The organism is Amycolatopsis sp. NPDC004378, from assembly GCF_053602455.1.
In genome coordinates, this window is the sequence record NZ_JBSGDR010000001.1 from 941194 (window position 1) to 953908 (window position 12715).

The following is a 12715-nucleotide window of genomic DNA, read 5'->3' on the forward strand; positions in this document are numbered from 1 at the left end:
GCGAACCTACTCCCGTGACCGCCCTCACGAGGGGCCGATACCGGTACTGACCAGTAACTCTAGGGTCGGGTGTTGATCTCGGTTTCCGGGTGCACGTAGGGCACCGAGTCGAGCGGGAAGGTCACGTCGCCGAACGGCGAAAGCGCGCCCTGGCGGTCCGACGCGAGCTCGGTCACGGGGTGCTCGCCGGCTTCGCCCGGCCAGGTCGGGTCGACGCCCTTGTGCTTCTTCTCAGCCTTGGCCACAACGTCCTCCACACCGTGCTCGGTTCTGTGACACGCGGGGCTGCGCCCCGGCCGGGGGCTCCGCCACCCGGACCCCCGAAATATGTCGGGGACAGTCTGCCTGAGCCCGGACAGCCTGCCGCAACCGCCCGGTATCCTGGCCTTCTATGCCCGCGACCTCTTTGGCGGACTGGCTGCGCGCGGAGCCCGACGACGCACTGACCGAGCTCCTCCGCACTCGGCGCGACCTGTCGACGCCGCCGCCCTCCGACAGCACGGTGCTGGCCACCCGGGCCGGCACGCCGGGCTCGGTCGCGCGCGCCTGCGAGGATCTGGACACCTTCACCCTGGCCGTCGTCGAGGCGTGCCTGCTGGCCGGGGCCGACCGCGATCCCGTGCCGGTCGAGGACGTGGCGAAGCTGGTCGGCGCCGACATCGCCGTGCCGCTCGCCCGGCTGCGGGCGCGGGCGCTGACCTGGGGGCCGGACGACGCGCTGCGCGTGCCCCCGGCGGCCCGGGAGGCGCTCGGGCCGTTCCCGGCCGGGCTCGGCGCGTCGTCGCCGCCGCTCGCCGGCGAGGACCTCGAGGCGCGGCTCGCGGAGCTTCCCGACGACGAACGCGCCGTCCTGAACGCGCTGGCCGCCGGCCCGCCGATCGGCCGCACCCGCGACGCCGGGCTCGACCTGACGCTCGCGAAGGCCGCGACACCGGTGCAGAAGCTGCTGGCCCGCGGGCTGCTGCTGCGGCGTGACGACCAGACCGTCGAGCTGCCGCGCGAGATCGGCGTCGCGGTGCGCGGCGGGGTCTTCGCGCCCGGTTCGCTGACCGAGCCCGAGCTGCCGGTGCACCCGCACCAGCCGTCCACTTTGGACGAAGCCGCGGCCGGTGAGGCGATGGAGTTCCTGCGCCACACCGAATCCCTGCTGCGCTCGTGGTCCGCCGCGCCGCCACCGGTGCTCAAGTCCGGCGGCCTCGGCGTGCGCGAGCTGAAGAAGCTCGCCAAGGACCTGGAGATCGACGAGACCCAGGCGACGCTGCTGGCGGAGCTCGTCGTCGGCGCCGGGCTCGTCGCGGACAGCGAGACGACGGCGCCGGAGTGGGTGCCGACGACGCTGACCGACTCGTGGCTCGCGTCGCCGACCGCGCAGCGCTGGATGACGCTCGCCCAGGCCTGGCTGGAGCTGCCGCGGCTGCCGGGACTGGCCGGCGGGCGCGACGCCAAGGACAAGCCGATCGCGCCGCTGTCGGAGGACCTGCGCCGCCCGCTGGCGCCGGTCGCGCGGCGGCGGGTGCTGGCGACGCTGGCCGGCCTGCCCGAGGGCGCCGGGGTGAAGAGCGTCGACGAGCTCGTCGCCGTGCTGGCCTGGCGGGCTCCCCGGCGCGGCGGGCGGCTGCGCGACGAGACGGTCCGCTGGACGATGGCCGAGGCCGCCGCGCTGGGGATCGTCGGGCTCGGCGGCGTCACGACGGCGACACGCGCGCTGCTGGCGGACGACCGCCCCGGCGCGGTCGAGGCGATCCTCGACGCGCTGCCCGCGCCGGTGGACCACGTGCTGCTGCAGGCCGACCTCACGGTCGTCGCGCCGGGCCCCCTGGAGCCGGAGCTGGCCGCGGAGATGGACGCGGTCGCGGACGTCGAGTCGGCCGGGCACGCGACCGTCTACCGCATCACCGAGGCGTCGGTGCGGCGGGCGCTGGACACCGGCCGGACGGCCGACGAGCTGCACGCGTTGTTCAAGGCGAAGTCCGCGACGCCGGTGCCGCAGGGCCTGAGCTACCTGGTCGACGACGTCGCGCGGCGGCACGGGCGGCTGCGCGGCGGCGCGGCGGCGTCGTTCCTGCGGTGCGACGACGAGGCGCTGCTGGCGGAGGTGCTGGCCAACCCGGTCGCGGCGGAGCACGACCTGCGGCTCATCGCGCCGACGGTCGTGGTCAGCCCGGACCCGCTGCACGAGGTCCTCGCGGGACTGCGGGCGGCCGGGTTCGCGCCGGCGGCCGAGGGCCCGGACGGCCGGGTCGTCGACATCCGGCCGGGCGGGCGGCGGCTGCCCGCGAAGGCCAGGGCGGCCCGGCGCAGCCCGGGTGAGCAGGCGGTGCTCACGCCCGACCAGGCGGCGCGGATCGTGTCGAACCTGCGAGCCGGGGACGCGGCTTCGGCCCGGCGTCGCGGGTCGGCCGTGCGGGCGCCCGTCGGCGGCGGGGCGGACACGTCGGCGACGCTGGAGCTGCTGTCGCGGGCGACGCTCGAACGCCGTGAGGTGTGGATCGGGTTCGTCGACTCCCGCGGCACGGCCAGCCAGCGCGTGGTCCGGCCGGTGCGCGTCGGGGGCGGGATCCTCGAAGGCGACAACAACGAGCGGTACTCCCTGCACCGCATCACGTCCGCCGCGATCGTCGAGGACTAGAGCGCGCGCAGGCCCGCCAGCACCCGCTCCATGAACTCCCGCGACGAGCGGTCGCCGAGGATCAGCTCGGTCTGGTGGATCAGCACCAGACCGATGTCCGACATGTCGCCGACCAGGACCTTCACCACGCCCAGCGGCAGCCTCAGGTGGGCGGCGATCTCCGCGACCGACCGGGTGTCCAGGCACAGGTCGCAGATCCGGCGGTGCTCGACCGACCGCACGCCGCGGTACCGGCGGCCGTCGTCGGACGTCGAGACCAGGGCCTCCAGCGCCAGGTTGTGGTCCGAGCGCGTGCGGCCGCCCGTTCGCGTGTACGGCCGCACCCGCGACCCCGTCGAGGCCGGCGGGGCCGGGCTCGCGACCCGCGCCGGCTCGTAAGCCGGTTCTTCCCACGGCTCCGGCTGCGGGATCCAGCGGGTCTCCGGGTCCGGCGGGGGCGTCCAGTTCGTCCGGGGGTCGACCGGCGGCGCCCACGACTGCGGCGGGGCGTGCCGGGGCGACGGCGGCCGGGGCGGGGCCGGGGGCCGGGGCGCCGGCGGACGGGCGCCGCGCGGCGGCGTCCACGCCGGCTCCAGGGCCGGAGGCTCCGGGGCGAACCGCTCCTCGTCCTGCCATTCGGGCGCGGCCGGGTCGTAGCCGTCCTCCGGCCCGCCCGGCGGCTCCCACTCGCGCGCCGCGGTCTCGTAGTCCTCCGGGACGTACCCGTCGCCGTCCGACGGACCCCACTCGCGCGTGTCCTCGTCCGTGTAGCCCTGCGGGTCCGGCTGGGGCCGGGCCGGCCTGCGCTTCGGCATGATCATCGACAGCGTCGACATGTCGAACTTGCTGGGCGAATCGAAACCCTCGCGCTCGGTGCCCCGGTGCAGTGCGTCCCAGCCGCTGGAGTCCGGATCGTCGAATCCCGAAATCCTCATCTCGTCCTACCCACGCACGCCGCCCTGGAGCTGGGCGCGCAGTTCGGGGGTGATCTGCTGGCCGACCCGCTCGACGAGCAACGTCATCTCGTACGCGACCGTCCCGATGTCGCACGTCGGCGCGGCCAGCACCGCCAGCGACGAACCGTCCGAAACGGACATCAGGAACAGGTAACCGCGCTCCATTTCCACCACGGTCTGGTTGACGCCGCCCGCCTCGAAGCAGCGCGCGGCCCCCTGCGTCAGGCTGATCAGCCCGGACGCGACGGCGGACAGCTGCTCGGCGCGTTCCTGGGGCAGCCCTTCCGACGGCGCCAGGAGCAGCCCGTCGGCGGACACCAGAACGGCGTGCGCGGCGCCGGGTACCCGGCGCACGAAGTCCGTGATGAGCCAGCCGAACGAACCCTGGCCGGAAGCCGTCACTACTGCCCCTCCTTGCTCCTGCGGCGCCGCACGCCGCACCCCGGAGTGGCCGGCACAGCCGGTCGACGACGCCAAAGTAGAGCGTATTCGCCGCGCCGACGGTGTCGAGTACACCTCCGGCGGACCGCTGCGCACCCTACGTGTGCGGTCGGCCGCGCTCCGCGCCGGGCCAGTCCGGTCGGCACGGGCGAAGCGCACCCCGCGAGCCGCGACGGCGTCGTGTCCGCGCAGGTCAGCGCGGTGGCCGGCGGAGCGGGCCGTCACCGGTACCGAACGGCGGCCCGTGTTCCGTCCACCGGACGGCGGCGAGGCTCCCCGAAGTGGGTGAAGCACGCGGAGTTCACTCCAACGGCCGCACCTGGTCCGCGAAGCCATGGCCTCAGCCCGCGCGCAACGCCGTATCGTGCGCGATCGCGTGCTGGACGACCGAGATCAGCACCTGCTTGGCGGAGTCGCGCTCGCGCGCGTCGCACGCCATGATCGGGACCGACGGCGCGATGGTGAGCGCGTGCCGGACGTCCTCGATCTGGTGGTGCAGGAGCCGGTCGAAGCAGTTGATGGCCACGACGTAGGGCAGCTTCCGGTTCTCGAAGAAGTCGATCGACGGGAACGCGTCGGCGAGCCGCCGCGTGTCCACCAGCACGACCGCCCCGATGGCGCCGACCGCGAGGTCGTCCCACATGAACCAGAACCGGTGCTGACCGGGCGTGCCGAACACGTACAGCACCAGGTCCGAGTCCAGCGAGATGCGCCCGAAGTCCATCGCCACGGTAGTGGTGGTCTTGTTGGGCGTGGCCGAGGTGTCGTCGTGTCCGACGCTGGCCTCGGTCATCATGGCCTCGGTGGTCAGCGGGTCGATCTCGGAGATCGCCCCGACCAAAGTTGTCTTCCCCGAACCGAACCCGCCGGCGACCACGATCTTGGCCGACGAGGTCGGACCCGTCACCTGCGGCGCGTTCGCGTCGGAGTCAAATTCTCCGAAGCCCACTGAGCACCCTTTCCATGAACTCGATACTCGGGCGGTCGCCCACGGTCGGGCTGCTGGAGTGCACCAGCACCAGCCCGAGGCCCGCCACGTCACCAATCAACACCCGCACCACGCCGAGCGGCAGCCGCAGCAGCGCCGCCACCTCGGCCACCGACCGGGTGTCGAGGCACAGGTCGCAGATCGACCGGTGCTCGGGCACCCGGACCCGGTCGAGCATCCGGCCCTGTTCGCTGGTCGAGATCAGCGCCTCGATCGCCAGGTCCAGCGTCGCCTTCGTCCGGCCGCGGGTCCGGAAGTACGGCCGGACCAGGCCGGACGTCTCCATCTCCGTCGGCGCCGGCGCGTCGACGTACTCCTGGTGGGCCTGCTGCGGCAGCGCCGCCGCGAGCTCACCGGAGTCCGGCCCCGCCGAATAGTCGCGATCGCGGCCGTTGCTGTACGCGGCGAACTCCGCCGCGTCGTACAGCGGCCCGCTCGAACCGCCGAACAGCTCCGCACCGGGGCCACCGAGCAGCCGGTCGCGGTATTCGCCGCTCCCGGGCTGGATCGGCCGGATCGGCTCCTGACCCGCGTTGCTGTCCGTCAGCCAGTTCGGGGGTTCGCGCACGGGGTCGTTGTCGGACGCCTGCACGCGACGCGACCGCCACTCGCGGTCGACCCGTTCCCGGAACGACTGCCAGTCCTCGCGGCCGTCGTCCGGTTGTTCGGACCACCCGCCGGAGAAGTCGTCACCGAGCCGGCCATCGCCCCTCAAGCGCCCGTCGTCCACGGCTCTCTCCTCGGTTCCCGGGTCCTCAGCGGCGGACCGCTGCTCCCTGCAGTTGCGCCCGCATCTCCGGGGTCAGCTGCTGGCCGACCCGCTCCACCAGCAGGGTCATCTCATAGACAACCAGGCCGATGTCACTTTCCGGCGAACCGAGCACCGCCAGACAGGAACCGTCGGAAACCGACATGAGGAAGAGGAAGCCGTTGGCCATCTCGACCACGGTCTGCGCGACCGGACCACCTTCGAACACCTTGGCCGCGCCGCGCGCGAGGCTGGTCAGCCCCGACGCCACGGCGGCCAGCTGGTCGGCCCGGTCCTTCGGCAGCCCGCGAGAGGCCGCCAGGAGCAGGCCGTCCGCCGAGACCACGACCGCGTGGGCCGCGCCGGGCACCCGGTGCACGAAATCCGTGATCAGCCAAGCGAAGCTGCCGGCACTACCCGCCTTCGCCTGCGCCTGGCCGTTCGGCTGCGCGGCGCCACCCGGCTGCATTGCACCCGCCCGTGTCACTTTCACTCCTCACTGCTGTCTGTGGTGTTGCCACTCACCGGAACCTCTTCATGCTCCTTCAGCGCATGACGTCCGGAGGTGTAGCCACGCTGGAAGCTTGCCATCCGGCTCCGCGCGGCGGACGCCGAGCGGGTGATCGCACCCGTTCCGGGCATACCCGCACCCGCGTCCGCGAAGTGGCTCTGAGCCGGTGCCTCCGCCGTTGCGGGGCTGCTGATCGACCCCGGCACCAGGTAGGCGTTCGGGACGCGCTTGGGCAGCCCGGCCGGGGTGATCTCCTCGTTCTTGGACTCCAGCAGCGACTGCGCCGCGCTCCAGCCGTCGTCGGAGGCGCTGTGCCAGCCGTCGTCGGCGGGGAGCAGGGGGTGCCGCGTCGCCGCGGTCGGCTGCAGCTCGTCCGCCGGCCGCTCGCGGTGCTCGGCCACCGGCGCGGCCGGTGCCAGCGGCTCGTCGGAGCCGGTGAGCGGAGGCAGGTTCGGGTCCTCGCCTTCGCCCTGCGGAGGCACCGGGTCGGCCGCCGAGTCGTCGCCCTCACTGAACCAGCGTGACAGCACCGACTGGTAGATGGGCAGCCGCCGGGTGGGTACATCGTCTTCGAGCGCCGACGGGCCGTTGTCCGCCGCGGGTGGCGGCGGCGGGGGCGGCTCCTCCGGCGGGACGAACTTCGGCTCGCGCTTCGGCAGCACCAGCGGCGCGAACTGCGTGTCGCCGGCGTGGGAGCTGGCTCCGTCGCCGTTCGACGACGGGGCCAGCGGCGCGAGGTCTTCGGCGGTCGGCCAGGCCGGCGTCTCCGGCTTCGGCAGCTCGGGCGACAGGAACGGGCCCGCCGCGCGGCCGCCGCTGACCAGGTCGTCCAGGCTGATCGGCTGGTCGAGCGGGACCAGCCCGCCCTGGTTCGCCACCGGCTCGTGCGCCGGCGGGGCCGGGGGCGGCGGAGGCGGCGGGGCCGAGGGCGGCACCGGCGTGTGCGCCTGCGTCTGGTCCCAGTCGGTGCGCGCGGCCGGGATCGGGATGCTCGGCATCGACATCGACGTCTCGGACCGGTTGGCCGGCGGCGGGGTCTGCCGCGCCATGCCCGGGCGGAGCTGGGTGAGCAGCTCGGCCGGGACGACGACGCGGGCGATCACGCCGCCCTCGATGTCCTCGTTCTCGCGCAGCCGGACCTCGATGCCGTGCCGCTTGGCCAGCCGCGAGACCACGTACAGGCCCATCCGCCGGGTCACGGACACGTCCAGGTCCGGCGGCTCGGCGAGCCGGCCGTTGACCTCGGCCAGCCGCTCCTCGCTCATGCCGACACCGTGGTCGGTGACCTGGATGGCGAGGGCCTTCCGGCGGGTCACCACGGCCCGGACGATGACCTTCGTCTCCGGCTCGGAGAAGTAGGTCGCGTTGTCGAGCAGCTCCGCGAGGACGTGCACGAGGTCGTGGATCGCGAGCCCCTGGACCGCGACGTCGGGCACGATGCCGACCTCGATCCGGGCGTACTGCTCGATCTCGGACACCGCGGCGCCGATGACGTCGGCGGCGGGCACCGGCTTGGGCACCGACTTCGCCAGGCCGGCGCCGGAGAGCACCAGCAGGGACTCACCGTTGCGCCGGAGCCGGGTGGCCAGGTGGTCGAGCTCGAACAGGCTCGCCAAGTGGTCCGGGTCCTGCTCGTCGGCTTCCAGGCGGTCGATGACGCCGAGCTGGCGTTCCACCAGCCGCTGCGACCGCCGGGAGAGGTTCACGAAGATGCCGTTGACGTTCTCGCGCAGGAGGGCCTGCTCGGCGGCCATCTTGACGGCCTGCTCGTGGACGATGTCGAACGACCGCGCGACCTCGCCGATCTCGTCGCGGGAGGTGACGGGCACCGGCGTGACGGCCTTCTTGGAGGCGCCGACCGGGTCCGGGTCGTCCAGGATCGACTGCACCGTCTCCGGCAGCCGCGTGTACGCGACGTCCAGCGCGCTCTTCCGCAGCACCCGCAGCGGGCGCAGCATCAGGCGGGCGACGACGAGCATCAGCGCGATCGCGGCGGCCAGCGCGGCGAGCACCACGGCACCGCCGACCCAGGCCGAGTTGACCGCCGCCGTGGCGAGGTCGTCGGCGCGGGTCTTCAGCTGGGCCAGCAGGTTCGACTCGACGGCGTGCAGCTTGTCCGCCGACACCGTGCTGTCCTTGCTGAGCGCCGTCGTGTCGATGCTCGGCGCCTGCCCCAGCTGGGCGAAGGAGAACGCGGCGGTCTGGATCCGGCGGCGGTCGTCGACCTCCGGGCCGGAGTAGGTGTCGTTGTAGAGCTGCCGCTGGTCGTCGTCGGCGTTCGCGAGGAAGGCGATGACGGAGGCGTCCGCGCTGGAGGCCGACGCGCGCGTCTGGTCCAGGAGGTCGCCGGGGAAGCTGCCGCGGAAGGCGGCGATCTGCAGCTCGGCGTCGGAGCGGGTGGTGAACTCCTTGGCCTCGCTGATCGCCTGCGTGCTCGTGCCCAGCCGCAGCACGTCCCGGTCGGTGACCGCGGTGGTCACCTCGCGGCCGAGCTCGATGAGCGAGTCGAGGATGCCCGAATAGGCGGTCAGCACCGTGATGTCGGGCAGGCCGTTCTGGGCGTTGAACGCCGCGCGCAGCGGCCGCAGGGCGTCGAGGCGCTGGAGACCGCGGGTGTAGCGGTCCTTCGTCGCCTGGTCGTCGAAGCTCAGGGTCGCCGCCGCGTTGCGCAGGTCGGTGACCTCGCGGTCGACCTTGGCGATCTGCGCGTCCAGCCCGGTCTGCAGGAGCTGGTTCGAGGACGAGATCCGGGCGACGGCCAGCGAGCGCTCGTTCTGCAGCTCGTGCACGACTGTGGTGACCTTGACCGCGAACGCGACCTGGTCCGCCGTGTGCTGGAACTCCGTCGCGTTGCGGGCGTCGTCGACCACGCGCAGTGCCCCCAGCACCGCGGCGGTCAGGGTCGGGATGATCAGGACCGCGGCCAGCTTGGACCGCAGCCGCCAGTCACGCATGCCGGAAAAGAACCCGGCCTTCCGGCCCGGATCGTCTCCGGGCAGCCGCGCAGGGGCCCCTCCCACCCCCGCGGTGTCTTCATTCGGCACCGCCGCACCACCATCGTCGTTCGTGCTCGTAAAGCCCTGGTCGGTCCAGCGCCCGCCAGGGCGCATCGCGTTGTCCTCAGCCACTCGTCTGCACGCTCCCGGCGCTCCGGCTCACCGGCCGGTCGGTAGGAGCCCAGCGCGAGACGGTACCCGTACGGGTGAAAAGATCGTCTTCAGTGTCGGCCTTCGGGGTTCCTGAACCCCGTCCGGCCGGACGGAATCGGTTCAGCTCGAGCATCACGGTCGGGTCCCTGCGCTGGTCGTGCATGGTCTGTTCGGTCGTTCTAACCCACCGGCGCGGCGGCTGAGCCCGGCCCGGAAGTGGTCTCTGCGAGGAAGCTTCTCTCAGGAAAAGCACAGCGTGCCCTGGTAGACCGAACTGGGTCGTCTTGATCGGCCATCCAGGCACTCTCTCTCACTACATCGGAGGTTGATACCTCCCCGCAGGTGCAGAGGGTAGCGAACGGCCGGGGAAGATGTAACCCTCCCGACAAGGACGTGCACGATGTTGCACAGCGTTCGCTCAGTCGGCTCACAGCTGGACATACCGGATTCCGGAACTGCGTCTTACGCTGGGTGAACGCTTACGGCGAGTGGAGCAGTGGGTCTAGACCAGAGGCCTAAAGAGTGACGTGCGCCACCCTCCTGGGTATTGATTCCACCCGTTGTGAGCAAGCTGTCACGTTCTCTACAGTGACCCGCGTGGCTCCGGAGAATGAGTCACGCACTCCCATCGGATTCGGTTCACGAACCGTCACTTTCTTCAAGGAGCAGGCCTTGCTTGGAAATGCCATGAGCAGTGGCCGGGTTCGCACTCGCCGCGCCGCGCTCGGGCTCGCCCTCGCCGTCGCCGCTGTCACCGCCGCCAGCGGCTGCAGCGCGCTCGGATCGGACAGCTCGAACGCCTCGTCGAACGGGGGCGGCCTGGAGAAGTCGAAGATCAAGGTCTCCATCATGCCGACCACGGACCTGGCACCGTTCTGGCTGGCCATGGACGGCGGCTACTTCAAGGCCGAGGGTCTCGAGGTCGAGCAGATCGTCGCGCCGAGCGGTCAGGCGTCGATGACGAAGGCGATCTCCGGCGAGGCCGACATCGCCCTCTCGACCTACACGCCGTTCTTCGTCGCCAAGAGCACCGGCGCCGCGGACGTGCAGCTGGTCGCCGACGGCACGTCGGTGAACGCGAAGAGCAACGCCATCGTCACGGTGCCGAACTCGCCGGTGAAGACGGTCAACGACCTCCAGGGCAAGCGCATCGCCATCACCGCCAAGAACACCGCGTCCGACATCCTCACCAAGTCGGTCATGAAGGACCACGGCGTCGACTTCAGCAAGGTCAACTGGGTGCCGATGCCGCTGCCGAACATGGCGGCCGCCCTGCAGCAGGGCCAGGTCGACGCGGCGTACATGCCGGAGCCGCAGCTCTCGCAGGCGGCGAAGATCGCCGGCGCGACGCCGGTCATCGACATCAACACCGGCGCCAGCCAGGACTTCCCCCTGACCGGCTACGGCGCGGCGACCAAGTGGGTGCAGGCGAACCCGAAGACCCTCGCGGCCTTCCAGCGCGCCATGAAGAAGGCCACCGTCGACGCGATCAACGACCGCTCGAAGGTCGAGCCGCTGCTCGTCAAGTACGCGAAGATCGACGAAGACACGGCCAAGCTGCTGACCCTGCCCGGCTACGGCTCCACGCTGGACGCCCGGCGCCTCCAGCGGGTCCCCGACCTGCTGCTGCAGATGGGCGTCATCACCAGCAAGGTCGACGCCGCGCCGATGATCGCCCCGCAGGCGACCAGCTGACGTGACGCTGAAGTGACAAAGCTTCTCCGCGGCCTGGCCGGCCTGGTCGGCTTCCTCCTGCTCTGGGAGGTCGTCGTCCAGGTCGGCCTGGTCAGTAAAACCTTCATCCCGCCGCCGAGCGTCGTCCTGGTCACCGTCGGGCACCTGCTCGGCGACCCCGAATTCGTCCGCGACGTCATCGCGACCATGCTCGCCTGGCTGATCGCCATCGCGATCGCCATCGCGATCGGCGTGCCGGCCGGGCTGCTGCTGGGCAGCATCCCGGTGTTGCGCACCGCCACCGCCGCGATCGTCGAGTTCCTCCGCCCGATCCCGGTCACCGCGCTGGTGCCGCTGGTGCTGCTGGTGATCGGCTCCGGCCCGGACGCGAAGATCACCCTCGCGGTGTACGCGTCGCTGTGGCCCATCATGTTCAACACCATCTACGGCATGGGCGAGATCGACCCGGTGCTGATGGAGACCGCGCGCGCGTGCGGGACCAGCCGGTTCCGCATCCTGTCGTCGGTCGCGCTGCCGCAGACCGCGCCGTTCGTCTTCACCGGCGTCCGGCTGTCGGCGACCATCGCCCTGATCGCCGTCGTCAGCGTGGAGTTCCTGGCCGGGTCCGAAGTCGGGCTCGGCAGCTTCATCCTCGTCTCCAGCACCGGCTCGGTCCGGTTCGACCTGGTCCTGGCCGGTACCGTGGTGGCCGGGGTGCTCGGCTACCTCATCAACGAGGGGCTCGAACAGCTCGGCAAGCGGCTGTTCCGCTGGAGCAGCGTCGACCGGGAGGCGATCGCGTGAGCACGGCGACTCTTTCCGGGCGGGTGGGCCGCCGGGCCGCCCGCGGCGCCGCCACCGTCGCGCGCAACTGGCTGCTCTTCGCGATCCTCGTGGTCGTCTGGGAGTTCGCCGCCCGGGCCGGCGGCAGCAAGTTCTTCCCGCCGCCCACGGAGATCGCGACCTCGGCCGCAAAGCTGTGGTTCACCGGGCCCGCGTCACACCTCTTCCTCACCGACGCGGTGTTCGACAACGTGTTCCCCAGCCTCGGCCGGATGCTCGGCGGCTGGGTGCTGGCCGCGGTCGTCGGCGTCGCGCTGGGCGTGCTCGTCGGCCGGTCGGCGAAGGCGATGGACTACCTCGGCCCGCTGTTCGCGTTCTTCCGCTCGATCCCGCCGCCCACGCTGATCCCGGTGTTCGCGGTGCTGTTCGGGCTGAGCTCGGGCATGCAGATCGGGTCGATCATCTTCGGCGCGGTGTGGCCGGTGCTGCTCAACGCGGTCGACGGCGTCCGCTCGGTCGACCAGGTGAAGGTGGAGACCTCGCGGTCCTTCCGCACGCCGAAGCGGTACTGGGTCACGATGGTGGTCCTGCCCGCGGCGGCGCCGAAGATCTTCGCCGGGCTGCGCGTGAGCCTGTCGATCTCGCTGCTGCTGATGGTGGTTTCCGAGCTGGTCGGCGCCTACAACGGCATCGGCCGGTCGCTGCTGAACGCCCAGCAGGACTTCGACTTCCCGACCATGTGGTCGTGGCTGGTGCTCCTGGGCATCCTCGGCTACGTCTTCAACACGATCTTCCTGGCCGCGGAACGGCGGGTGCTGGCCTGGCAGCCGGCCCGCCTGGGCCGCGACTGACGCTGG

The 12715-nt window shown here is 72.0% G+C and carries 11 protein-coding genes; 4 read left to right on the forward strand and 7 right to left on the reverse strand.

Translation table 11 applies throughout. From position 1 onward, the window contains the following. Positions 1-59: 59 nt before the first annotated feature. On the reverse strand, positions 60-245 hold the full coding sequence (locus ACWEN0_RS04655; protein ID WP_451968904.1) for a hypothetical protein: 186 nt from the start codon (positions 243-245) through the stop codon (positions 60-62). Between the two features lie 146 nt (positions 246-391). Between ACWEN0_RS04655 and ACWEN0_RS04660 the strand changes: the two genes are divergently transcribed. Next, positions 392-2629 (forward strand): helicase-associated domain-containing protein, encoded by a 2238-nt coding sequence (locus tag ACWEN0_RS04660; RefSeq protein ID WP_451968906.1) that lies wholly within the window; start codon positions 392-394, stop codon positions 2627-2629. Here the strand turns inward: ACWEN0_RS04660 and ACWEN0_RS04665 are convergent. From ACWEN0_RS04665 to ACWEN0_RS04690, 6 genes are all read right to left on the reverse strand, one after another. Beyond that, positions 2626-3543 (reverse strand): DUF742 domain-containing protein, encoded by a 918-nt coding sequence (locus tag ACWEN0_RS04665; RefSeq protein WP_451968909.1) that lies wholly within the window; start codon positions 3541-3543, stop codon positions 2626-2628. The two genes, ACWEN0_RS04660 and ACWEN0_RS04665, sit on opposite strands and share 4 nt — an antisense overlap. Before the next feature lie 6 nt (positions 3544-3549). After that, positions 3550-3966, reverse strand: a complete 417-nt coding sequence (locus ACWEN0_RS04670) for a roadblock/LC7 domain-containing protein (protein ID WP_364452140.1) — start codon at positions 3964-3966, stop codon at positions 3550-3552. Positions 3967-4345: 379 nt separating this feature from the next. Continuing rightward, positions 4346-4954: a GTP-binding protein gene (locus ACWEN0_RS04675; RefSeq protein WP_086676271.1), complete on the reverse strand. Its 609-nt coding sequence runs from the start codon at positions 4952-4954 to the stop codon at positions 4346-4348. Further along, positions 4935-5723 carry a DUF742 domain-containing protein gene (locus ACWEN0_RS04680; RefSeq protein ID WP_451968911.1) on the reverse strand — a complete coding sequence of 263 codons (789 nt, stop codon included), beginning with the start codon at positions 5721-5723 and terminating at the stop codon, positions 4935-4937. The genes ACWEN0_RS04675 and ACWEN0_RS04680 overlap by 20 nt, the downstream gene beginning before the upstream one ends. A 25-nt stretch (positions 5724-5748) precedes the next feature. Continuing rightward, positions 5749-6210, reverse strand: a complete 462-nt coding sequence (locus ACWEN0_RS04685) for a roadblock/LC7 domain-containing protein (protein ID WP_143168868.1) — start codon at positions 6208-6210, stop codon at positions 5749-5751. A gap of 20 nt (positions 6211-6230) precedes the next feature. Continuing rightward, on the reverse strand, positions 6231-9362 hold the full coding sequence (locus ACWEN0_RS04690) for a sensor histidine kinase (RefSeq protein ID WP_451968913.1): 3132 nt from the start codon (positions 9360-9362) through the stop codon (positions 6231-6233). 726 nt (positions 9363-10088) lie between these two features. Between ACWEN0_RS04690 and ACWEN0_RS04695 the strand changes: the two genes are divergently transcribed. Genes ACWEN0_RS04695 through ACWEN0_RS04705 form a run of 3 tightly spaced genes read left to right on the forward strand, consistent with a single transcriptional unit; the run spans position 10089 to position 12709 of the window. Continuing rightward, the gene (locus ACWEN0_RS04695) at positions 10089-11096 is read left to right on the forward strand and encodes an ABC transporter substrate-binding protein (protein WP_451968914.1); all 1008 of its coding nucleotides are present in this window, start codon (positions 10089-10091) and stop codon (positions 11094-11096) included. A gap of 12 nt (positions 11097-11108) precedes the next feature. Beyond that, positions 11109-11879: an ABC transporter permease gene (locus ACWEN0_RS04700; RefSeq protein ID WP_451968917.1), complete on the forward strand. Its 771-nt coding sequence runs from the start codon at positions 11109-11111 to the stop codon at positions 11877-11879. Continuing rightward, positions 11876-12709, forward strand: coding sequence for an ABC transporter permease (locus tag ACWEN0_RS04705; protein WP_451968919.1), 834 nt, complete (start codon positions 11876-11878; stop codon positions 12707-12709). Before ACWEN0_RS04700 ends, ACWEN0_RS04705 begins: the two co-directional genes overlap by 4 nt. Positions 12710-12715: the final 6 nt, after the last annotated feature.

What these genes read in the sequence shown, in the direction of transcription:
- ACWEN0_RS04660 (WP_451968906.1), top strand. Translation starts at nt 392, where the DNA reads ATGCCCGCGACCTCTTTGGCGGACTGGCTGCGCGCGGAGCCCGACGAC.
- ACWEN0_RS04665 (WP_451968909.1), bottom strand. Translation starts at nt 3,543, where the DNA reads ATGAGGATTTCGGGATTCGACGATCCGGACTCCAGCGGCTGGGACGCA.
- ACWEN0_RS04685 (WP_143168868.1), bottom strand. Translation starts at nt 6,210, where the DNA reads ATGCAGCCGGGTGGCGCCGCGCAGCCGAACGGCCAGGCGCAGGCGAAG.
- ACWEN0_RS04690 (WP_451968913.1), bottom strand. Translation starts at nt 9,362, where the DNA reads ATGCGCCCTGGCGGGCGCTGGACCGACCAGGGCTTTACGAGCACGAAC.
- ACWEN0_RS04695 (WP_451968914.1), top strand. Translation starts at nt 10,089, where the DNA reads ATGAGCAGTGGCCGGGTTCGCACTCGCCGCGCCGCGCTCGGGCTCGCC.